Origin of the sequence: Phytohabitans sp. LJ34, from assembly GCF_052068095.1 — a bacterium.
Classification (GTDB): Bacteria; Actinomycetota; Actinomycetes; order Mycobacteriales; family Micromonosporaceae; genus Phytohabitans.
In genome coordinates this window covers 260921-283134 of the sequence record NZ_JBQHDG010000013.1, presented here as the reverse complement: position 1 = coordinate 283134, position 22214 = coordinate 260921, and the positions used below count along the sequence as shown (strand labels likewise).

At 72.6% G+C, this 22214-nt stretch carries 21 protein-coding genes; 16 read left to right on the top strand and 5 right to left on the bottom strand.

Annotation, left to right across the window (positions count from 1 at the left end; all coding sequences use genetic code 11):
- Positions 1–7 precede the first annotated feature (7 nt).
- Positions 8–1552 (top strand): cellulose binding domain-containing protein, encoded by a 1545-nt coding sequence (locus ACTMTJ_RS24095; RefSeq protein ID WP_441219973.1) that lies wholly within the window; start codon positions 8–10, stop codon positions 1550–1552.
- Between the two features lie 952 nt (positions 1553–2504).
- Here ACTMTJ_RS24095 and ACTMTJ_RS24090 read toward each other — a convergent pair.
- Positions 2505–3509, bottom strand: a complete 1005-nt coding sequence (locus ACTMTJ_RS24090; RefSeq protein WP_441219972.1) for a LacI family DNA-binding transcriptional regulator — start codon at positions 3507–3509, stop codon at positions 2505–2507.
- A 160-nt stretch (positions 3510–3669) separates the two neighbouring features.
- On the opposite strand from ACTMTJ_RS24090, the gene fabG reads away from it, so the two are divergent.
- Positions 3670–4425, top strand: a complete 756-nt coding sequence (fabG, locus tag ACTMTJ_RS24085; protein ID WP_441219971.1) for a 3-oxoacyl-ACP reductase FabG — start codon at positions 3670–3672, stop codon at positions 4423–4425.
- Positions 4426–4428: 3 nt separating this feature from the next.
- Here the strand turns inward: fabG and ACTMTJ_RS24080 are convergent, their stop codons facing one another.
- Together ACTMTJ_RS24080 and ACTMTJ_RS24075 are read right to left on the bottom strand one after the other, a co-directional pair.
- Positions 4429–4824, bottom strand: a complete 396-nt coding sequence (locus tag ACTMTJ_RS24080; protein WP_441219970.1) for a hypothetical protein — start codon at positions 4822–4824, stop codon at positions 4429–4431.
- Positions 4817–5182, bottom strand: coding sequence for a hypothetical protein (locus tag ACTMTJ_RS24075; protein ID WP_441219969.1), 366 nt, complete (start codon positions 5180–5182; stop codon positions 4817–4819). Before ACTMTJ_RS24075 ends, ACTMTJ_RS24080 begins: the two co-directional genes overlap by 8 nt.
- Before the next feature lie 142 nt (positions 5183–5324).
- Here ACTMTJ_RS24075 and ACTMTJ_RS24070 point away from each other — a divergent pair, with 142 nt between their 5' ends.
- The 13 genes from ACTMTJ_RS24070 to erm all read left to right on the top strand — a co-directional run bounded on the left by ACTMTJ_RS24070 (position 5325) and on the right by erm (position 18419).
- Positions 5325–6062 (top strand): hypothetical protein, encoded by a 738-nt coding sequence (locus tag ACTMTJ_RS24070; protein ID WP_441219968.1) that lies wholly within the window; start codon positions 5325–5327, stop codon positions 6060–6062.
- A gap of 56 nt (positions 6063–6118) precedes the next feature.
- Positions 6119–7003 (top strand): Gfo/Idh/MocA family protein, encoded by an 885-nt coding sequence (locus tag ACTMTJ_RS24065; RefSeq protein WP_441219967.1) that lies wholly within the window; start codon positions 6119–6121, stop codon positions 7001–7003.
- Between the two features lie 38 nt (positions 7004–7041).
- Positions 7042–7701: an ATP-dependent Clp protease proteolytic subunit gene (locus tag ACTMTJ_RS24060; protein WP_441219966.1), complete on the top strand. Its 660-nt coding sequence runs from the start codon at positions 7042–7044 to the stop codon at positions 7699–7701.
- A gap of 69 nt (positions 7702–7770) precedes the next feature.
- Complete coding sequence (locus ACTMTJ_RS24055; protein ID WP_441219965.1) at positions 7771–8667, top strand: ABC transporter ATP-binding protein; 897 nt, start codon at positions 7771–7773, stop codon at positions 8665–8667.
- Positions 8664–9443 carry an ABC transporter permease subunit gene (locus ACTMTJ_RS24050; protein WP_441219964.1) on the top strand — a complete coding sequence of 260 codons (780 nt, stop codon included), beginning with the start codon at positions 8664–8666 and terminating at the stop codon, positions 9441–9443. Before ACTMTJ_RS24055 ends, ACTMTJ_RS24050 begins: the two co-directional genes overlap by 4 nt.
- Positions 9444–9452: 9 nt before the next feature.
- On the top strand, positions 9453–10604 hold the full coding sequence (locus ACTMTJ_RS24045) for a sensor histidine kinase (protein WP_441219963.1): 1152 nt from the start codon (positions 9453–9455) through the stop codon (positions 10602–10604).
- The gene (locus tag ACTMTJ_RS24040) at positions 10601–11275 is read left to right on the top strand and encodes a response regulator (RefSeq protein WP_441219962.1); all 675 of its coding nucleotides are present in this window, start codon (positions 10601–10603) and stop codon (positions 11273–11275) included. Before ACTMTJ_RS24045 ends, ACTMTJ_RS24040 begins: the two co-directional genes overlap by 4 nt.
- A gap of 89 nt (positions 11276–11364) precedes the next feature.
- Positions 11365–11763: an STAS domain-containing protein gene (locus ACTMTJ_RS24035; protein WP_441219961.1), complete on the top strand. Its 399-nt coding sequence runs from the start codon at positions 11365–11367 to the stop codon at positions 11761–11763.
- Positions 11764–12154: 391 nt separating this feature from the next.
- Positions 12155–12763, top strand: coding sequence for an RNA polymerase sigma factor (locus tag ACTMTJ_RS24030; RefSeq protein ID WP_441219960.1), 609 nt, complete (start codon positions 12155–12157; stop codon positions 12761–12763).
- Positions 12756–13214, top strand: coding sequence for a hypothetical protein (locus ACTMTJ_RS24025; protein ID WP_441219959.1), 459 nt, complete (start codon positions 12756–12758; stop codon positions 13212–13214). Before ACTMTJ_RS24030 ends, ACTMTJ_RS24025 begins: the two co-directional genes overlap by 8 nt.
- A 27-nt stretch (positions 13215–13241) precedes the next feature.
- The gene (locus ACTMTJ_RS24020) at positions 13242–14747 is read left to right on the top strand and encodes a S8 family peptidase (protein ID WP_441219958.1); all 1506 of its coding nucleotides are present in this window, start codon (positions 13242–13244) and stop codon (positions 14745–14747) included.
- Positions 14748–14788: 41 nt separating this feature from the next.
- Positions 14789–17308 carry a CHAT domain-containing protein gene (locus ACTMTJ_RS24015; protein WP_441219957.1) on the top strand — a complete coding sequence of 840 codons (2520 nt, stop codon included), beginning with the start codon at positions 14789–14791 and terminating at the stop codon, positions 17306–17308.
- A gap of 316 nt (positions 17309–17624) precedes the next feature.
- Positions 17625–18419: an ErmE/ErmH/ErmO/ErmR family 23S rRNA (adenine(2058)-N(6))-methyltransferase gene (erm, locus tag ACTMTJ_RS24010; RefSeq protein WP_441219956.1), complete on the top strand. Its 795-nt coding sequence runs from the start codon at positions 17625–17627 to the stop codon at positions 18417–18419.
- A 9-nt stretch (positions 18420–18428) separates the two neighbouring features.
- On the opposite strand, the gene ACTMTJ_RS24005 is transcribed toward erm, so the two are convergent.
- Positions 18429–19076: a response regulator gene (locus ACTMTJ_RS24005; protein WP_441219955.1), complete on the bottom strand. Its 648-nt coding sequence runs from the start codon at positions 19074–19076 to the stop codon at positions 18429–18431.
- Entirely contained in the window at positions 19073–20281 is a 1209-nt protein-coding gene (locus ACTMTJ_RS24000) for a sensor histidine kinase (protein WP_441219954.1), read from the bottom strand. Before ACTMTJ_RS24000 ends, ACTMTJ_RS24005 begins: the two co-directional genes overlap by 4 nt.
- 72 nt (positions 20282–20353) lie before the next feature.
- Between ACTMTJ_RS24000 and ACTMTJ_RS23995 the strand changes: the two genes are divergently transcribed.
- Positions 20354–21214, top strand: a complete 861-nt coding sequence (locus ACTMTJ_RS23995; RefSeq protein WP_441219953.1) for a class I SAM-dependent methyltransferase — start codon at positions 20354–20356, stop codon at positions 21212–21214.
- Positions 21215–22214: the final 1000 nt, after the last annotated feature.

Genomic DNA, 22214 nt, shown 5'->3' with positions numbered 1-22214 from the left:
GGTCACAGTGAAAAGACTCCTCACCCTCGCGGTCATGTCGGTGGTCGCGGCCACCGCCGCGGTCGCCGTGGCCACTCCCGCCTCCGCCGCGACCGCGACCTTCGCCCGCACCTCCAGCTGGGGCACCGGCTACGAGGCGAAGTTCACCGTCACCAACAACACGTCCACGACGATCACCAGCTGGAACGTGCAGTTCGACCTGCCGTCGGGCAGCACGATGGGTACCTACTGGGACGCGCTGCTCACCTCGTCGGGGCAGCACCACACGTTCACCAACCGGTCGTGGAACGGGACGCTGGGGCCCAACGGCACCGCGTCGTTCGGCTTCATCGTCACGGGCAACGGCGACCCGACAAACTGCACCGTCAACGGCGGCTCGTGCGCCGGCGGGCCGACCAACCCGGGCGCGCCGGGGACGCCGGGCAACGTGCGGGTCACCGGTACGACCAACACGAGCGTCTCGCTCGCCTGGAACGCGCCGTCCGGCACGGTCACCGGCTACCGGGCGTACGAGGGCTCGACCGTGCGGGCCACGGTCACCGGCACCTCGACCACGGTGTCCGGGCTCGGCGCGTGCACGTCGCACAGTTACACCGTGGCGGCGTACAACTCCGCGGGCGAGTCGGCCCGCTCCGGCGCGGTGTCGGCCACCACGACCGGCTGCCCGACCGGCGGCGGTCCCATGGCGGCGGCGCCGTACGTCTACCCGGGCTGGGGCAACCCGCCGGCACCGTCCACAGTGATGAGTGCGACCGGGATCCGGTGGTTCACGATGGCGTTCATCCTCTCGGCCGGCGGCTGCACGCCCGGCTGGGACGGCAACACACCGCTGACCGGCGGCACCCACGCGAGCTACATCAGCCAGATCAGGGCGGCCGGCGGTGACGTGATCCCGTCGATCGGCGGCTGGAGCGGCAACAAGCTCGGCCCGAACTGCTCCAGCGCACAGGCCCTCGCCGGCGCATACCAGCAGGTGATCAACGCGTTCAGCCTCAAGGCGATCGACGTCGACATCGAGAACACGGACGAGTTCGAGAACCCGACCGTGCAGGACCGGATCCTCGGCGCCTTGAAGATCGTCAAGCAGAACAACCCGGGCATCAAGACGATCATCACGTTCGGCACGACAACGAGCGGCCCGTCGGGCACCGGCGTCCGCCTGATCAACCAGGCGGCCGCCCTCCAGGCGAACATCGACGTCTTCACGATCATGCCGTTCGACTTCGGTGGCGGCGCGAACATGTACCAGAACACCGTCAACGCCTCGGAAGGGCTCAAGAACGCGCTGAAGTCGGCCTTCGGCTGGAGCGACGCGGTCGCCTACACCCACATGGGCATCTCCGGTATGAACGGCCTCTCCGACCAGCAGGAGCTGACCAGCCCGGCCACCTGGACGCAGATCCGCGACTGGGCCAAGGCCCGCGGCCTGGCACGGCTCGCCTTCTGGGCCGTCAACCGCGACCGTCCGTGCCCCGGCGGCGGCGTGGTCTCCAATTGCAGCGGCATATCCCAGGCCGACTGGGAGTTCACCCGCATCACCGCCGGGTTCTAGGAGATCGTTCGGGAAGGGGGTTTCGGCTTGCCGAAACCCCCTTCCCTCCGCGCGCGATGTGCGCCGTGGTCGGGACCCCGCCGTTACTTTCAGGGCAGATTTGCCCACGCCCGCGTCAGCTGTAGACCGTATGCTCCCGCGGGCACCGCTCCCGGCCGGCGGCTCGCAGCGCTCGCCGAAACCCCCGGCCGTCCACTGCCAGGCCCGCGGTCCAAGCCCCCGAGCAAGACCACGATCGCAGCTGGCCCCGGCGGAGCTCCCCGGCACAGCAGATCTTGGTACGAATTGGCCCCCAGAGGGGCACCTTCGTACCAAGATCTACCCCCTCGCTGACAGCACTCTCGGCACCACCCCCACCGAACCCACGAGACCTTGATCGGCACAGGCATTGTGGACAAACACCGCCGCACCGCGTGGCGCGGGCCGCGTATCGGCCGGAGGCAAGGGGAGTGACCGCGGCCAAACGCGAGAGTGAGCCGCAGGAGCAGCGGACCAGTCCATGGTCGACTTACGGTGAGTGGCATCGGGTCGAGATCGCCGCTCCCGCGGCCTCACCCATCCGCCGCTGGTCGCGGCAACCCCCGCTGGACCCCCGTGACGGTCGCCGTTTGTCCACAATGCCCGCCGCTGCCGCGACAGTGGGAGCCCGCATCCAAGGTGCCGTCGCGGTGAGTAACCGCGACGACGGCGGGCGCGGCGCAAGATTCGCGATCTAGGAGAGTTGGGGCGCCATATCAACCCGAAGTCTCCTAGATCTGGACCACGTGCCGTTCGCGTGGCTCGTGGCCGTTACCCCTGGCGACGAAGCCCGCTTACTCCCAATGGGTGACCGCGACCGGCGGCGAAAGGGTGAGGCCGCGGGAGCAGCGGTCTGGACCACGACGGACATCGCGGTAGCCCAGATCTCCTTTTTGGATCGAATGCCCGGAGCAAGGCACATCTGCCTGAAGACTCACGGGTGAGGCTGGCGCAGGGAGCTGTCCCTTATCTGGAGCTTGGTCTCCAGGGTGATCGTCGTGGGCGGGCGCTCGGGGTCGGCGATCCGTTGCGTGAGCAGGCTCGCCGCCTCGCGGCCCAGCTCGTACGTCGGCTGGGCGACCGTGGTCAGCGAGGGGCGCACGAGGTGGGCCCAGGGCACGTCGTCGAAGCCCACCACGCCCATCTCGTCGGGCACCGCGATGCGGCTGTCCACAAGGCACTCCACCGCGCCGACGGTCATCAGGTTGTTGGCGGCGAAGAGCGCGTCGGGGCGGGGGCGCAGGCCCAGCAGCTCGGCCATCGCCCGATAGCCGCCCTCCTCCCGGAAGTCGCCGTGCCGCACCAGCTCCTCGTCGTACGGGCGGCCGTGCTCCTCCAGCGCCCGCCGGTAGCCGCGCAGGCGCCGGGTCGCGGTGAAGACGCCGACCGGGCCGGTCAGGCAGGCGATCCGCCGGTAGCCGGACTCGATCAGGTGGGTGGTGGCGAGGCACGCGCCGTGCTCGTTGTCGACGAGCACGGTGTCGACGTGAGTGCCGCTCTGCTGGCGGTCGATCACCACGACCGGCACGCGGGCGTCGACGAGGCGGTTGACGTGGTTTGCCTTGCCGGCGGGGGAGATGATCACGCCGGCCATCTGCTCGGCGAGCGCCGCGTCGACGTACTGGCCCTCCTTGCCGGGGTCTTCGTCGCTGTTGCAGAGCACGACCGAGTAGCCGGCCCGCTGCGCCACGTCTTCCACACCGCGGACGAGCGAGGTGAAGAACGGGTTGCCGATGTCGGAGATGATGACCGCCCACAGCGTGGTGCGGCTGCGCCGCAGGTTGCGGGCGACCGCGTTGGGCCGGTACTCCAGCTCGCGCATCGCGTCGCGGACCCGCTTGGCCAGCGCCGGGTCCACATTGGCATGTCCGTTGGCCACGCGGGACACCGTCGCCGGTGAGACCTCCGCCCGCCGCGCGACGTCATAGATCGTCGCCATGGCACCTCCCCCCAAAAAGTCCCCCGCTTGCCGCCCCCGAATGATCGCAAAAGCGCGTGGACTTCGATGTCCCGCTCCCCGACACGATACGTAGTGCCCGCATACACGGAACGCCCACGCCCGGACACGTATCGCGATTACCGCCGGGTAGGCTGCCGGCATGACTGAGCAGCGAATCGCGATCGTGACCGGCGCGGCGCGCGGGATCGGCGCGGCCATCGCCCGGCGGCTGTCCGCCGACGGCATGGCCGTGGCCGTGGTCGACCTCGACGAGACCTCCGGCAAGGCGACGGTCGACAGCATCGCGGCCGCCGGCGGGCGGGCGCTCGCGATCGGTGCCGACGTTGCCGATCGAGCCCAGGTCGACGCGGCCGTCGCGCGGGTGGTAGCCGAGCTCGGCCCGCCCACCGTGCTGGTCAACAACGCCGGCGTGCTCCGCGACAACCTGCTCTTCAAGATGAGCGACGACGACTGGGACACCGTGCTCTCGGTGCACCTGCGCGGCGCGTTCCTCTTCAGCCGGGCCACCCAGGCGCACATGGTCGAGGCGAAGTGGGGCCGCATCGTCAACCTCTCCAGCACCTCCGCGCTGGGCAACCGCGGCCAGGCCAACTACGCCGCCGCCAAGGCCGGCATGCAGGGCTTCACGAAGACGCTCGCGTTCGAGCTCGGCCCGTTCGGCGTCACGGCCAACGCGGTCGCGCCGGGGTTCATCGTCACCGAGATGACCGCGTCGACCGCGGCCCGGCTGGGGGTCGACTTCGAAGAGTTCCAGAAGGCGCGGGCGGCGGAGACGCCGGTGCGCCGGGCCGGCCACCCGGACGACGTGGCGCACACGGTGTCGTTCCTGGTCAGCGAGGGGGCGTCGTTCGTCTCCGGCCAGGTGATCTACGTGGCCGGAGGTCCGCGGGCCTGACCGTCACGGGGGCCGGGCCGTCCGGCGCAGCCAGTAGAGGCCGATGATCGGCAGGACGAGCGGGACGAAGCCATACCCCCGGCCGTAGACCGACCAGACCGAGTCGTCCGGGAAGGCGTCCTTGTCGACGATGCTCAGCGTGCCCACCACCAGCACGCCGATCAGCTCCACCGAGCAGCAGACCAGCGCCAGCCGCCGGCCGGACGTGCCACCCCGGGCCAGGCCGATGGTCGCGACCAGGTAGATCAGCGCGGCGAAGGCGGAGAGCAGGTAGGCCTCGGGCGCCTCGTCGAACTTCGTGGCGATCTGCACGGTCGCGCGGGCACCGGCGGAGAGCGCGAAGATCCCGTACACGATCACGAGGACCAGGCCGGGTCCCGAGTTGAGCCGGTCACGCACCGGTGGCCTCCCAGATCTGGCCGAGCCGCGCGACGAGCACGGGCATCACGAGCATCGCCACGGTGAGGATGACCGAGCCCCAACGCGTCGGCTCCAACCGGGCCAGCGAGACGGCGACCGGCGGCAGCGCCAGAAACGTGAAGAGATAGCCCACGAACGTGCCCACCTCGGTGGGGCGGTCGCCCCCGATCATCGCGACCACGGCGCCGACGGTCAGCACGAGCGCCGCCACCTCGACGAGGGCCACGCCCACGTAGTGGCTGAGGTCGGGCGGCCGGTTGCGGATCGCCGCGACGAGGCACAGCAGCGCGACGGCCAACGCCGCGACGATGACGATGGCCCCGAGGGTGTCATTCACGCCGCCACTCTACTAATCGACGTAGTAGGGTCGGCGCCCCGCCAAACTCGGACGCCTTGTGCGGTGCCGTATCGATCTCCTGGCGCCTATCCTTAACGTTGGTCGATGGTCTCTGGGGAGGGCCCGAGTGGACTTGACCGACATGACGCCCGTAGAGGCTCTGCTGGTGGCTGGAGCCTGCGTCGTGCTCGGACTGCTGATCCTGGCCGCGATCGCCGAGCGGCCGCGCCGCCAGCCCCGCCCCGACTTCGTCAAGCTGCGCGCCGCCGCCCACGAGCTCGCCGTGTACGCCGGAGAGACGCACGCCGTGGCCGGCCGGGCCGCCGCGGCCGCGATCGAGGCGCGGGAGCGGCTGGCCGAGGCCGAGGCCGCCCGAGAAGCCGCCTGGCAGGCGCAGGAAGCGGCCGGCGTCGCACACCACGCGGCGTGGCAGGAGGCGGAGTACGCCCGGCCCGCGCCCGACCCCGAGACGGTCGACCTGGAGCTTGTCACGGCGGGCGATGTCGAGGCCACCGACGGCGACCGCCAGCGCGAGGTCTCCCGGGCCGCGCTCTCCGCTTACCGGCGCGGCGAGCTGTCCGTCGACGAGCTGCGCGAGGTGTTTCGCCGGGCCGGTGACTGGGATCCGGAGCAGGAGGAGCGCGAGCGGCGCACCGACCACCTCCGGGCCGACGAGCTGGCCGCCCGCCGGGAGTACGAGCGGGCCGCGCTCGCCGCCCGGCGCGCCTACGACGCGTTGCTGGCCGCCGAGGCGCAGTCCCGGGAGATGTCGGGCGTGGCGATAGCCGCCGCGGCGGAAGCCCACGAGGCGCTGCTGGTGACACAGCGGTTCGCAGGCAAGCCCAAGCGCAAGCGCAGAGGCAGGTCCAAAAAGCGGTGACGCTGATCCAAGACCGTTTGGCGCTCCGCCGGGGCCGGCTCTCGTAGGGTGCTGGGATGAGATTCGGGTTGCTGGGGACGGGGCATTGGGCGGCGGAGACGCATGGGGCGGCGCTGGACGCGCACCCCGGCGCGGATCTCGTGGCGGTGTGGGGCCGTGACGGGGACAAGGCGGCGGCGCTCGCCGGGCGGTACGGGGCCACCCCGTACACCGATGTCGACGCGCTGCTGTCCGAAGTGGACGCCGTGGCGATCGCGCTGCCGCCCGGCGTGCAGGCCGAGCTGGCCCTGCGTGCGGCCGACGCGGGCAAGCATCTGCTGCTGGACAAGCCGATGGCGATGGACACCGCCTCGGCCGATCGGATCGTCGCGGTGGTTCGCGAGCGTGGCCTTTCCTCGGTGGTCTTCTTCACCAACCGCTTCCGGGACAACATCGTGCGGTTCATCGACGAGACGGCGGCGACCGGCGGGTGGCTGGGTGCGCGGGTGACCCAGTTCGCGTCGATCTACCAGCCCGGCAACCCGTACGGCGGCTCGCTCTGGCGCCGTGAGCGGGGCGCGTTGTGGGACATCGGGCCGCACGTGCTCTCGGTGCTGCTGCCGGTGCTCGGGCCGGTGGCCGAGGTGAGCGCGGTCGGCGGGCCGCGGGCCACCACCCATCTGACGCTGCGGCACGCGGGCGGCGCGGTGACCACGGCCTCGCTGACCCTCGACGCGCCGCCCGCCGCGATGCTGCGTGACCACGACTTCTACGGCGAGCACGGCGTCGCCACCATGCCGGTGCCCGAGGGGAGCGCGGTGGCGGCGTTCGGCGTGGCGGTCGACCGGCTGGTCAAGGGTGGTCCGGAGCCGTGCGACGCGGGATTCGGGCGTGACGTCGTGGCTGTGCTGGAGGCGGCGGATATCGCCCTGCGCGAAAAGCGGCCGGTCGCGGTGGCCTGACAGGTTACGGTCGCGGCAAGCGACCAGGGAGGCCCCTCATGGACCTGCGACACGATCCGCTCAGGCCGCCGTGGCGTCCCCCGGGCTCTCCGGGGCAGCCGCCGTTGCCGCCCGAGCCGCCGACCAGCGAGGGCGTGCCGCCGTGGCTCCAGGAGCGCCTCTTCGACCAGCGGATGGTCGTGCTGACCGGCCCACTCAACGACGACGCGGCCACCCGTGCGGCCGCCGCGCTGATGACGCTCGACGCGCTCGGCAAGGAGCCGGTGCGGCTCCAGCTGGCCACCCCTGACGGCGACCTGGCCGCCGCGTTCGGCCTGATCGACGTGATCGACACGATGAGCGCGCCGGTGCACGCGGTCGTCACCAGCCTCGCCGGAGGCGCGGCGGTGGGCCTGCTCGCGGCGGCGGCGCGGCGGCTGGCATACCGGCACGCCCGCATCCGCCTCAGCGAGCCGCGCGCGGCCACGGTCAGCGGCACGGCCGACGAGGTGGCCGCCGCCGCGGGGCAGTACCTGCGGGAGCTGGAGGAGCTGGCGGTACGCATCGCCACCGCCACCGGCCAGCCGCGTAGCCGGATCGAAGACGACCTCTCCGCCGGCCGGGTGCTCACGGCCGAGCAGGCGGTGGAGTACGGCCTGCTGGACGAGATCGTGGGTCCGGATCAGCCTGCGGGAGGAGCGGGTCAGACCTCGGGATGACGCCCGCCGCCCGCAGGATCGGGCCGCAGGCGGTCGGCGCGGCGGGCGCGCGTCCATAGCGTCGAGCCCATGATTGAGGCACGCGCGCTGAGCAAACGCTTCGGCGACAAGCTCGCCGTCGACCAACTCTCCTTCACCGTCAAGCCCGGCCAGGTCACCGGCTTCCTGGGGCCGAACGGCGCCGGCAAGTCCACGACCATGCGCATGATCGTGGGTCTGGACCGGCCGAGTGGCGGGGTGGCCACTGTCAACGGCCGCGCCTACCGGGAACACACCGCGCCGCTGCGGCAGTTGGGCGCACTGCTCGAGGCCAAGTCTGTCCACAAGGGACGTACGGCACGCAACCACCTGCTCGCGCTCGCGCGGACGCACGGCATCCCGGCCGCCCGCGTCGACGAGGTGCTCGCGATGGTGGGGCTGGAGTCGGCGGCGCGGCGGCGGGCGGGGAGCTTCTCGCTCGGCATGGGGCAACGGCTCGGCATCGCCGCCGCGCTCCTCGGCGACCCGGCCGCGGTGATCCTCGACGAGCCGGTCAACGGGCTCGACCCGGACGGCGTGCTCTGGATCCGCAACCTGCTCAAGGCGCTGGCCGCCGAGGGCCGTACGGTCCTGGTCTCCAGCCACCTGATGAGCGAGATGGCCGTGACCGCCGAGCACCTCGTGATCATCGGGCGCGGGCGGCTGCTGGCCGACACCACCGTCGACGAGCTCATCGCCCGGGTCGCGGTGGGCACCGTGCTCGTCCGTACCCCGGAAGGCGCCGCGCTCCGCGACGTGCTGGTGGCCGGCCGCGCGACGGTGACCAGCGTGGAGCCGGGCCTGCTCCAGGTCAGCGGCGCGAGCGCCGCGCAGATCGGCGACCTGGCCCGGCGGCACGCGATCGCGCTGCACGAGCTCACCCCGCGCCGCGCGTCGCTGGAAGAGGCGTACATGGACCTGACCCGAGAGGCGGTGGAGTACAAATGATCACGTTTCCGCGCGTGCTGAGCTCTGAGTGGGGCAAGCTCGTCTCGCTCCGCTCAACCTGGATCACGCTCGGCGCCGCGGCGGTGCTCGCGGTCGGGCTGGCCGGCGCCATCGGATACGGCGTGCACCACGCCGTCGAGGGCGATGACCCACCACCGGCGCTGTCCGAGGCGGTGGGCTCCGCGTTTCTGCCGATCGACTTCTTCGCGCTTGTCTTCGGCGTCTTCGGCGTGCTCCAGATGACCGGCGAGTACGGCAGCGGGCTCATCCGGGCCACACTCACGGCGGTGCCGCGGCGGTGGCCGGTCGCCGTCGCGAAGGCGGTGGTCCAGACAGCCGTTACCCTGCCGGTGATGGCGGTGACGGCGCTCGGCTCGTTCCTCGTCTGCCAGGCGTTTCTCGGTGACGATGGCGCGTCGCTGGGCGACCCCGGCGTGCCCGGCGCGATCGTCGGCGCGGCCTTCTCCCCGGTGCTCGTGGGCCTGATCGGCCTCGGCGTCGGCATGGCGTTGCGGCACACGGCCGGCGCGATCACCACGCTGGTGGCCGCGCTCTTCATCATCCCGGTGCTGCTCGGACCGGCTCTTCCGGGCGACATGGAGGAGAACGCGATGAAGTACGTGCCGACCGTCGCGGGGCAGGCGATGTACAGCGTGGGCGGGGGCGGGCAGCCGTTCGAGACGCTGTCGCCGGGCGCCTCCGCGGCCGTCATGGTGGGGTGGGCCGCGCTGCTCCTCACCGGCGGAGTCGCCCTGCTGCTCCGCCGGGACGCCTAACCTTTCGTCGTGGGCACTTTGCGGGCCGTGCTGGCGCGGCACCCACGACTTGTCGACGCCGGCCTCGCCGTCGCGCTGGCCCTGTTCACCGGGCCGGCGGTGTTGCGCGGGGCCGGTGCCGACGAGTGGCTGTGGTTCGTCGCCGTGCATATGCCGATCGTGTGGCGGCGCCGCTGGCCGGTCGGTGTCTTCTGGACGGTGTTCGGGCTTGCGATCGTGGCCGGTGCGGTGGTCGGGGTACGCGTGGAGGGGCTCTACCCGGAGTCGGTCGTCACCGTGGCCGTCTACACCGCCGCCCGGTACGGCCCGCGCCGGCAGCTCATCCTGATCGTCGCGGCGATCGAGGTGCCGGCGCTCGTCGTGTTCATCCCCCGGGGTCCATATTGGACGGCGCTGGGGTTCATCACGTCGGTGCTCGCGGCCACGGTGCTGCTGGGCATCACGGTCCGCACCCGCCAGGCCTACCTCGCCGAGCTCGAGGAGCGGGCCCGCCGGCTGGAGCGGGAGCGCGACCAGCGGGCGCAGATCGCGGTGGCCGCCGAGCGGGCCCGGATCGCCCGCGACATGCACGACATCGTCGCGCACAACCTGGCCGTGATGGTCGCGCTCGCCGACGGCGCGGCACTCACCGCGGCCGCCGCCCCGCAACGGGCCGCCGACACCATGCACAAGGTCGCGGCCACCGGGCGGGAGGCGCTCGGGGAGATGCGCCGCGTGCTCGGCCTGATGCGCGAGGACGGCGTGGGCCGCACCCCGCAGCCGGGGCTGGACGGGCTCGACGCGCTCGTCGAGCGGGTGCGGGCCGCCGGTGTTCGGGTCGCCTTGACCGTCGAGGGCGTACCCGGCGAGTGGGGCGCCGGCGCGGGCGTCGCGGTCTACCGCGTCGTGCAGGAGGCGCTCACCAACACGCTCAAGCACGCCGGGCCGGAGGCGAGCGCGCACGTGCGGCTCCGCTACCGCGACGGCGGCGCCGAGGTGGAGGTCACCGACGACGGCGGCCAGCGGGCCACCGCGCCGGCCGCCACCGGAGGTCACGGCCTCACCGGCATGGCCGAGCGGACCGCCGCGTACGGTGGCGGCGTGGAAGCCGGGCCCCGGGACGGCGCGCCGGGCTGGCGCGTGCTCGCCCACCTCCGCTTCGACGACGGGGTATCGCCATGACCGTGCGGATCCTGCTGGCGGACGACCAGGCGCTGCTGCGTCTCGGGTTTCGCATGGTGCTGGAGACCCAGCCCGACCTGGAGGTGGTGGGCGAGGCGGGCGACGGCGCGCAGGCGGCCACGATGACCCGCGCGCTGGAGCCGGACGTGGTGCTGATGGACGTGCGCATGCCGGTCACCGACGGCATCGAGGCGACGCGGCGCATCGTCGAGTCCGGGTCCGCGGCGCGCGTCCTGGTGCTCACCACGTTCAACCTCGACGAGTACGTGTACGCCGCGCTCCGCGCCGGTGCCAGCGGCTTCCTGCTCAAGGACGTGCCGCCGGCCGACCTGATCAGCGGAATCCGGGCGGTGGCGGCCGGTGACGCGGTGGTCGCGCCGAGCGTGACCCGCCGGCTGATCGACGCGTTCGCCGGATACCTGCCCGACCCGGCGACCGGCCGGTCACCCACGGACGAGCGGCTCGACCAGCTCACCGACCGGGAACGCGAGGTGCTCGTCGAGGTCGCCCGCGGCCTCTCCAACGCGGAGATCGCCGAATCGCTCGTGGTGTCCGAGGCGACGGTCAAGACGCATGTGGGGAGGATCCTCGCAAAACTGGCACTTCGCGACCGGGTACAGGTGGTGGTCTTCGCGTACGAATCGGGCATCGTCCGCCCAGGGGCTGAGTGATCCCCTACGACTTTGGTCGTAGCCGGTGTGCGCGACATTCCACTTCCGGTAGGTCGTCGCGGGCGGCTCACCTCCCTAGGCTCGTGTGCATGGGGGAAGGTCAGCACCAGCTGAAAGCCGAGATCACCGTCGGCGCGCGGGGGATCGACGTACGCGTCGCCGGTGAGATCGACATCGCGAACGTGGACGAGTTTCGGGCGCTGCTGTGGGGGTTGCCGTCCGCACCGGCGCCGCTGAGAGTCGACCTCGGTGGAGTGGGTTTCCTGTCCGCCGCGGGGGTCCGGGCGCTGGTCGCGGTACATCTGCGCACCCGCGCCCGGGGCGGCCAGCTGGTCATCTGCAATCCGAACGCGGTGGTCCGCCGCACGCTCCGCGCCACCCGGGTAAACCGGGTCATCCCGATCGTCGGCTCGTCCGTGGTCGCCGAAGACGTGGCCCGCCCGTGGCCGTCGCCGGTGCCGCTCAACCGCGCGGTGTCTTTGACCTGAGCGGTAACCGCGACCAACAGCGGACGGGTGAGGCCGCGGGAGCAACGGCCTGGACCGACGGACATCGCGGTAGCTCAAAAAAGGGAACGCAGCGGGGGTGCATCCCCCCGGGAAGCACCCCCGCCGTCCCTCCCCCCAGCCCCAGAGGGGGAGCGGGCCGCCGGCGCACCCCCATGCACCGCGCGGCTCTGTGAAGATCCGGGTAGAGGAGCGCCGAGCGGGGCCCGTGATACATCGAAAACTTCTTTCGTCGGGTATGTATCAGCGCGACCTTGATCACCTCCTCACATGTGCGCACCACGCACTGTCGCCTGGCCGATATCCATCGCACTTACGATGGCGCAGTGTGTTCGGGAGCAGGTCAGGCGGGGGATGGATGTGAGGGGGTGCGATGACATCGGCGACTTCTGACGACACCGGTGTCGGCACGGCCTCCTGGGAGGTGGCCGCGCGCGAGTTCGCCGCGTGGCGTGCCGGTGACCGGGCGGCGCTCGACCGCCTGGTGCGGCTGCTGACGCCGATGTTGTGGCACCTTGTCCGGGCGTATGGGCTCGATCGCGAGTCGGCCGAAGACGTGGTGCAGACGACCTGGCTGGCGCTGGTGCGCAATGTGGATTCGGTGCGCGACCCGCAGGCGGTGCTCCGGTGGACGACGACCACCGCCCGCCGCGAGGCGTGGCGCACCGCCCGCGCCGGCAAGCGCGAAGACGTGGCGGAGCCGCAGACCCTCGACGCGGCCCTGCCGCCGGTCGGCGGGCCGGACACCACCGTGCTGGCCGAGCGCACCGCGAATACCCTGTGGCGCCACGTCGCCGAGCTGCCCGAGCGGTGCCGCCGGCTGCTGCGGGTGATCGCGTTCGACGACCGGCCCGACTACGCCTCCCTCTCCACCGAGCTGGGGATCGCGGTGGGCAGCATCGGTCCGACGCGCGGGCGCTGTCTCGACAAGCTACGCGGTCTGCTGGCCGCCGATCCGGAGTGGAGTGACCGGCGTGACTGACGACTCGACGCTGTTGCGTGCGGTCCATGACATGTACGACACATTGGATCCGCCGCCGGCGGACCTGGCTGACCGCGTGCTCTTCACGCTGCACCTCGAAGATCTGGAATTCGAGCTCATGCGGTTGCAGGAGGCCATCCAGCCGGTCGGCGCCCGTGGCCCGGAGACCGCCTCCACCGTCACCTTTTCGGCGGAAAGCCTCACCGTGATGGTGACCGTGTCGGATTCGGGACCGCAGCGGCGCCGGATCGACGGTTGGATCGCACCAGGCGGCGCGTTGCGAGTCGAGTTGCGCACTCCGCGAGGTGTGCACGAGACCCAGGCCGACGCCGACGGGCGGTTCGCTTTCGCGGAGGTGCCGTCCGGTCTGGTGCAGATCATGATCCATCCGACGACCGGGGCGACCGTACCCCTGCACCGGCCGGTGGTCACACCACCGGTGCAGCTCTAGCCCCGACCTCTTCCGTGGGAGTTCATCGTGGCCACCGTTAACAACCATGTCCCGACACCGCCGGGCGCCCTGATGGGGGCATATGGCGCCCGCGCTCTCGACCCGGTCGCGGCCCAGAGGCTGCCCGACCAGCAGGTCAAGTCCACCGTCTACGTCGCCAACCGGCTGCTGATGCGCCGGCAGAGCAAGGGCGAGCACCGCCGCCTCTTCGACGAGGTGGGTGCCGGGCTCCAACTCCGGCTCGACGACCCCGCCGACGGCAGCCGCTGTTTGCGCGTGTCGCCCGGCAACGGCGGCCCGGCCACGCCGGACGCGTGGCGGGTCTTGCAGACGATCCGGTCGAAGGACTCGGCCCGGTTGCGCAGCCTCGGCCTCGGCCTCGACCACCTCATGTTCGCCGCGTCATCGCCGATCACGGGCAGCCCGTTCCACTCGGCGTTCCCGTTCCACTCCGCGTTTCCGTTCCACTCGGCGTTCCCGTTCCATTCCGCCTTCCCGTTCCACTCGGCGTTCGGTGGGCCGGTCGCGCAGTACGGCATGCTCGGCTTCGGCGCCACCCAGCCGGTCAACCTGGTGCTGCCCACCCCGGTGCGGCAGGCTTCCGTCACGCCGCGGCGGCCGGTGGTGGCCGTGCTCGACACCGGTTGCGGGCAGCACGACTGGTTCAACGAGGGCGTGCTCTCGCCCATCAACGCGCTCGGCGGTGGTGACACGGGCACCGCGCTGGACACCACCGGCGACGTGGTCGGCCCGCTCGACGGGATGCGCGACCCGCTGGCCGGGCACGGCACGTTCATCTGCGGCCTGGTCCGGCAGACCTGTCCGGACGCCGACATCCTCCCGGTCCGGGTGATCCACTCCGACGGCGTGATCGTCGAGTCGGAGCTGCTGGTGGCGCTCCAGACCCTCAAGGAGCTGGCCCGTAAGTTCGCCGCGGGCGAGCCGGGCGGCCAGGCGATCGACATCATCTCGCTGTCACTGGGCTTCTACCACGAGTCCGAAGACGACGACGCGTACATGTCGCTGCTCTACGAGGAGATCCGCGACCTCGCCGAGCTCGGCATCGCCGTGGTGGCCGCGGCCGGCAACGACGCTACCGCCCGGCCGATGTTCCCCGCGGCGTACGCGGCGACCCCGCAGGGCGTGGAGGCACCCATCGTGCCGGTGTCCAGTGTGGGCGCGCTCAACCCCAACGGGTCGATCGCCCTCTTCAGCAACACCGGCGAGTGGGTGCGCCACTGGGAGCCGGGTGCGGCGGTGGTGAGCACGATGCCGAAGTTCGACCACGCGATGGCGCCCGGCGCGGCCATCCTCGACCCGTTCCACGCGCGCATCCGGGAAAACCTCGACCCGGACGACTTCGCCGGCGGCTTCGCGATCTCCAGCGGCACGTCGTTCGCGGCGCCCATCCTCGCCGGCCGCATCGCCAAGGCGCTGATCGCGGCCAACGGCGTCGGTTCGTTGATGATGACCGAGAGCGACCCGGTCAAGCGCATGCAGCGCGCGGTCGAGGCGGTGCAGCCGCAGCCGTAACGGTCGAGTCAGCGTCGCTGGCCGTCGTGCCATGATGGGGCGTGTCCGTCGTTGCCAGCGCCGCCGAGCTGCACGCTAGGTCCGTCCGGGAGACTGAGCACGGACGGCACGCGGAGGCTCGGCGGCTGCTGCGCGCGGCCCTGCGCAGCGGCCCCGATCCCGAGCTGCGCGCGCGGATCCTGATCAGCCTCGCCTACCACCAGGCCGAGCGGCGCAGCCTCGACGAGGGGCTGGCCCTGCTCGGCGAGGCCGACGAGGTGCCCGACCTCCCGGCCCGGCTGCGCGGCATGGTCGCCGCCCAGCGCGGCCTGCTGTTCATGCGAGCCGGCCGTTCCGGCGACGCTCTCGCCGCGCTCGACGTGGCGGTGGGCGTGCTCGACGAGTCCGTGCCGGAAGACATCTGCCGGCCGCTGCTGACCCGCGGCATCCTGCACATGCAGCGCGGGGTGCTGGCGTCGGCGCGGGCCGACTTCCGCCGCTGCGTGGAGATCGCCCACCGGCACGGGCTGGACATGTTGGCGGCCAAGGCTTCGCACAACCTCGGCTACCTGTCGCTGCTGTCCGGTGCCCTGCCGCGGGCGCTGCGCGAGATGGGCGAGGCATGGTCGACGTTGGCCGGCCAGTCGCCGATCTACGCGGCGGTGTGTCACATCGACCGCGCCCAGGTGCTGCTCGCCGCGGGCCTGTGGCGGGAGGCCGACGACGACCTCGCGCACGCCGTCGAGCTCTTCCGCGGCGCCAAGGCACCGCAGGATCAAGCCGAGGCCGAGCTGGCCCGCGCGCAGATCGCGCTGCTGGAGGAGCGTTACCCGGACGCGCGGCGGCTGGCCGTGCGGGCCGGCAAGCGTTTCGCCGCCCGGGGTGCCGACGCCTGGGCGCTGCTCGCCGAGCACATCGCCCTCGCGGCCGCCGTCGGCCGGGGGCGGGGCGGCGCACCGGCGGCCGCCGACGAGGCGGCCCGTGTCGCCACCGCGCTCGCCGCGGCCGGCCTCGACGACGAGGCGCGCCGGGCCACGCTGACCGGCGTGGTGGCACTGCTCGCCGTCCGTCCACTGGGGAGCGTCGAGCGGATCCGCGCCGCGGCCGGTGGCGCGATCCGGCTCCGCCGCGACGACCCGATCGCCACCCGGCTGGCCGCGCGGTCGGTGCGCGCCGGGCTCGCCGACGCCGAAGGACAGCCGGTCCGGGCCGACGCCGAGCTGCGGGCCGCCCTCGCCGACCTGCATCGCTACCAGGCGTCGTTCGGCAGCCTCGACTTGCAGACCGCGGTGAGCGGCCACGGCCGGCGCCTCGCCGAGCAGGGGCTGGCCCGCGCGCTCGCCACCGGTCGGCCGGCGACGGTCTTCGGCTGGGCCGAGCGGGCCCGCGCCCTGTCGACCCGGCTGCCGCCGGTGGTGCCGCCCGACGATCCGGAGGCCGCGGGGATGCTGGAGGAGCTGCGCCGCCTGCGGGTCGACCTGCGCGGTGCCGTGCTCGCCGGCCAGCCCGTGCCCGCCCTGCGCAGCCGCTGCGCCCAGCTCGAGCGGCTGATCCGGCAGCGCTCCTGGTATACGCCGGGGCCTGGGCAGACGCTCGCGCCCGCCCCGCTCCGCGACGTGCAGGACCAGCTGGCGGTCGCCGACGCGACGTACGTGGCGCACGTGCTCTCCGGCGGCCGCCTGCACGCGCTCGTGGCCGGTCCACGCCGGCGCGCGCTGCTCGACCTCGGCCCGGCGGCGCCGGCCGTCGAGCTGCTCCACCGGGTCCGCGCCGACCTCGACGCGCTCGCCACGATCCGCCTGCCCGAACCGGTGCGGGTGAGTGTGCGCGCGGCCAGCCGCCGCTCACTTCAGGGGCTCGACGAGCTGCTGTGGCACCCGCTGCGGCGGCACCTCGCCGACGGTCCGCTCCTGCTGGCGCCGGCCGCCGGGCTGGTGGCCGTGCCCTGGACGCTCCTGCCCGCGCTGCGCGGACGCCCGCTCGCGGTCGTGGCCTCCGCGACCGCCTGGCTGGCCGCCCGCGACCGGGCCGCGCTGCCGGCTCGGCCGACGCTGGCGCTGGCCGCCGGCCCCGACGTGGCACGCGCCGCCGAGGAGGTGCGGCTGGTCGCGGAGGTGTGGTCGGCGCGGTCGCCGACGCAGCTCACCACATCGGGGGTACGGGACGCGGCACGCACCGCCGACGTGCTGCACGTGGCCGCGCACGGTGTGCACGAGCCGGACAACCCGCTCTTTTCCCACCTGGTGCTGGCCGACGGGCCGCTCTTCGGCCACGAGCTGCACCAGCTGCCCCAGCTCCCGGCGCATATCGTGCTGTCGGCGTGCGAGTTGGGCCTCGCCCGGCCGCGGCCGGGCGAGGAGACGTTGGGGATGACCGCCGCGCTGCTGCACGGCGGCGCGGGGAGTGTCGTGGCCGGCGTCGCACGGATCGCCGACGCGGTCGCTTACCAGGTCGGTCCGGCCCACCACGCGGCACTGCGAGACGGTGAGTCACCGGCCGCCGCACTGGCGACCGCCATCGAGAGCGCGGCGAAGGCGGAGGAGGACCTGGCGCCGCTGGTCTGCTTCGGCGCCGGGTGGTGACGTTCTCTCATGCATCACAGGAGAGGGCTGGCGTAAATCCGATACATGCCGCGTCGCGATTGCGCTAGCGTTGTCGCCATGCCACACGCCCTGATCAACACGACCCCCGCCCTGATGGGTGCGTGGGGTCCTGCCTTCGTCGTCAGGCCTTGGCTGGTGCGTCCGGCCCTGGGCTGACCGCCGCACACTCACTCCGCGCTCTCTCCAGGGCCCTCCGAGTCCCCGATCGTCTCGGACAGGGTCCGCTTCCGCATGCGCCTGTCCGCGTTTTGCCGGCCCGCGTTTTCGTGTGGGCCGGTCGGAGAGGACGCCGGCAGTGGCGCAGAACACCCAACGAATCCGCAACGAGCGCGACCGCACCCGGCGGGTGCTGTCGCAGACGTTCCTGCACGACCCGGGCGAGCTGGACCGCGTGGTACGGGCCGCCGCTCCGCACCGCCGTGAACTCGTCCTGGAGGTGGGCGCCGGCGACGGGCGGCTCACCCGCCGCCTGGCCGAGGTCGCCGGACGGGTCGTGGCGTACGAGGTCGACCCCGCCTTCGCGACCGCGCTCGCGGCGCCGTCGAACGTGGCCGTGCGGCACCAGGACTTCCTGACCGCCCGGCCGCCACGCGAGCCGTTCGCGGTGGTGGGCAACATCCCGTACGCACTGACGGCGCCGATCGTGCAGTGGTGCCTGCGGGCGCCGGCACTCACCTCGGCGACGCTGGTGACCCAGCTGGAGTACGCCCGCAAACGCACCGGCGACTACGGACGGTGGAGCCGGCTGACCGTGGCGACGTGGCCGGAGTTCCACTGGGGACTGTCCGGACGGATACCACGGCGGGCCTTCCGCCCGGTGCCCCGCGTCGACTCCGGCATCCTGCGGCTGGAGCGGCGACCGACACCCCTCGTCCCCGCCCAGGCGATGGCGGCCTACCGGTCCTTTGTGGAGCTGGGCTTCGGCGGCGTGGGCGGCTCGCTGCACGCCTCGCTGCGGCGGCGCTATCCGGCCCGCCGCGTGGACGGCGCCTTCCGCGCGGCGCGGCTGGATATCTCCACAGTGGTCGGTCACGTGTGGCCTGAGCAGTGGTTGCTGCTCTTCCGCCTGCTGGGCGGTCACGCTCCCTGAGCTCGAATCTCAACCGGTCACGCCGGACTGGACCGCCAGCACGGCGAGCCGCACCCGGTTAGGGGTGCTGGTCTTGGTCATGAGGCTGGCGATGTGCGTCTTCACCGTCGTCACGCCGAGGTGGAGGCGTTCGGCGATCTCGCCGTTCGACATGCCCTCGCCAACCAGGGCGAGCACCTCGGTCTCGCGCGGCGTGAGGCCGAGGCTGGGCGGGGTCGGGTCGGTGGGCGCTGAGCGGCTGTGCACCGCCGACGCGACAAGGCGGCGGAGCACCGCGGGGCTGAAGGGGGAGTCGCCGGCCGCCGCGCGGCGGATGCCGTCGAGCAGGTCTTCGGGCGCGGCGTCCTTGACCAGGAAGCCGCACGCGCCCGCGGCCAGCGCTGGATAGAGGTGGTCGTCGTCGTCGAACGTCGTGATGACCACCACGCGCACCGACGGCCGGGCGGCCAGGATCCGGGCGGTGGCGGTGATGCCGTCGACGCCGGGCATGCGCAGGTCCATGAGGATGACGTCGGGCAGCACCTGCTCGGCCAGGCGTACCGCTTCGGCGCCGTTGTCGGCCTCGCCGACCACCTCGACGTCGGGGGCGGCGGCGCAGAGCATGCGTAGACCGGCGCGTACCAGGTGCTGGTCGTCGACGAGCAGTACCCGGATCATGCGGGAGCCGGCTTGTGGTGGCAGATCTTCGTGGCACGCACGGGCGCCGGCGGCGAGGCCGAGGGGAGCAGGGCGGACAGGCGCCAACCGCGCCCCTCGCGTCCCACCGACAGCGAGCCGCCGAGCAGCTCGACGCGTTCGCGCATGCCGACGAGCCCGTGCCCGGGCGCGTCGCCGGCGGTGGGGAGGGCCGGCGGGCTTGTGCCGCCGTCGTCGACGATCTCCAGCAGCACCGTGTCGTCCGGGGTGAGGCGCATGGAAACCTCGGCGCGGGCGGCGGTGCCGGCGTGCTTGGCCACGTTGGTCAGGCCTTCCTGGGTGAGGCGCAGGACGGCCAGGCCGCGGACCGGGTCAAGGCCGCCCACGGCCGGGTCGACCGACGATTCGATGTCGAGGCCGACCTGGCGGCCGCGCTGCACCACCTCGTCGAGGGCGGCGTGCAGCTCACCCGGCTCCACGAACGGCGGGGTGTCGCCCACCTCCGGGTCGCGCAGCACGGTCACCAGCCGGCGCAGGGCGGCGAGCGTGGCGGTGCCGCTGCCGTGAACGTCGTCGAGCACCTCGCGCACCCGCGGGTCGTCGGTCGGCAGCACGTGCCGCGCGACACCGACCCGCAGCACGATCGAGGCGACGTGGTGGGCGACGACGTCGTGGAGCTCGCGGGCGATGGCCGTCCGCTCGTTGGCCCGCGCGGTCCGCGTCTCGGACCGGCGGCGGCGTTGCTCCTCGGCCACCCGCCGCTGGGCCTGCGCGGCCGTCTGGCGTACCGAGCGGATGTACGCGCCGAGCAGCACCGGCGCGCCGATCATGACGGCGGCTCGGTAGAGCTGCGCGGCCACGCCTCCGGTGGGGTGGAGCACGTACACGGAAACCTGTGCGGCCGTCCCGACCGCCACCTGCCAGCCCGAGCGTCGCATCGCCAGCTCGAAGAGGGCGATGGCGGCGGCGACCTTCACGATCACCGCCGCGTGGTGCCCCACCTCGTACGCCGCCAGCAGCAGCCCCATCTGCACGAGCGTCGTCGCCAGCGGCCACCGGCCGCCGCCCGCGCTCACCACCACCGCGGTCAGGGCGAGGATCCAGTCAGCCGCGCCCGCCGCGGAGCCGCGCATCACCAACAGGTAGCCGACGGCCAGCACGAGCAGCAGCGCCACGCGCGCCGGCCAGGCCCGCTCGTCGAAGAGCCGGCCGATCCACTGGGTCACCACATCCGAACAGTAGGCCTTCGGGCGGCGCACGGGCCTCCTGCCGTGGCAGGAGAGGACCACAATGGGCCGGTGACGAGTGAAGATCCGTACACCGTGGTCTGGTCTGAACAAACGGCACATCTCGGTCGTCTCGCCGGCGAGGAAGCGGGTTGGTATGCGGCCACCGCGGCGGCACTGGTCCGCCCGGACGACCGGCTCGCGGTCGACGTGGGCTGCGGCGGCGCCGGCATGACACGCGCGCTCGCGGCCGCGCTCGGCCCGGAGGGGCGCGCCGTGGGCGTCGACGGGGAGCCGGCGATCCTCGCGGCGGCGAAGGAGCGCGCCCCGCACCTGGAATTTGTGGCGGCCGACCTCGGCGGCGACCTCGCCGACCTGCGGGCCGCGCTCGGCGAGCCGGCCGACCTGGTGTGGGCCTCCGCGTCGGTACACCACGCGGGCGACCAGCAGGCGGCGGTCGACGCGCTCGCCGGGCTGCTCGGCGCGGGCGGCCGGCTGGCGCTGGCCGAAGGCGGACTGCCCGCCCGCCACCTGCCATGGGACGTCGGCATAGGCGACCCCGGGCTCGAGGTGCGGCTGGACGCGGCGCAGGACCGGTGGTTCGCGTCGATGCGGGCCGGGCTGCCCGGGTCGGTGCGGATGCCGTACGGCTGGAGCGAGTGCCTCCGCCGTGCCGGCCTGGTCGACGTCACGGCACGGACGACCCTCTTCGAGCGCGAGCTGCCGCTGACCGACGCCGAGGTCAACAGGGTCCTCGACAAGCTCGCCCACCGGGTCGACCACCTGCGGCCGGCCGGGTTGCTCGACCCGGCCGACCTGGAGGCGTGGGATCGCCTGCTCGACTCGGGCGATACGGCCTGGCTCGGCCTCCGCGAAGACATCTACTGGCTGGACGCCCGCACCGTCCACATCGGAGTCCGCGCCGCGCCGTAACCCCTTTCTTAAAGCCAACATTTCCCGGGCCGCGTCACCTGCGGACCGCTGCTCCCGCCGGAGACCGCGCAGGTCGGCGGCTCGCAGGGCGAGCCGAGATCCCCGACCTCCGCTGCCACGTCCGCGGTGCAAGACGGTCTGGACCCATTGCCACTCACCCTAAGTTCGGCGCCTCCGGCGGGGCCGCCTGGCCTTGTTTCGGTCTCCTGGTGCGGCACGGCTCGGGCTTCGCGCGCTGGCTGCGGCTTGGGGACGGCTGGGCCGTGGTGGGGTCGTGATCGTGTGGTTGGTATTTATGCATCGTCTGGAAGTAGACCTAGAGACCTTTCGGGTTCAAGGCCGCCGCCCGTCGTGGCGTTGCTTCAAGGCAGATTTGCCCGCGTCCGCGTCAGCTGCGGACCGTATGCTCCCGCGGGCACCGCTCCCGGCCGGCGGCTCGCGGCGCTCGCCGAAATCCCCGGCCGTCCACTGCCAGCTCCGCGAGACAAGCCCGGAAGGGGGTCTTCGCGGCCCCACCTGCACCATCCCGACGCAACGTAACCATCCAACGGGACCAGACTTCGAGATCTAGGAGATCTAGGGTTGAAATGGCGCCCTAACTCTCCTAGATCTCGAGCCTCGCGCCGCTCGCACCTTCGTGGTGGTTACCCGCGGCGACGACGACCCCGTTGCTTTCCCGGATCGCCGATCCGGGAACAGACATTCTGGACAAACGTCGACCACCGCCCGGCGCGAGCTCCGTCACCCCGCCCTCTTTCCTTCCGGCCGGTTGCGCGCTGGGGTGAGCGCGACCAACGGCGGACGGGTGAGGCCGCGGGAGCAGCGGTCTGGACCACGACGGACGTCGCGGTAGCTCAAATCTCTGTCCAAATAAGGTACTCAGTGGGCGAAGCTCGTCGCTCCACGGGAAAGTGACAAATGGTTCATAGGGGGCGGCGAAGGCCTCCTGAAGGCGTGCACTGCGGGCCGTGCATCCGCCGAGCAAAGGGGTGACCGCGAC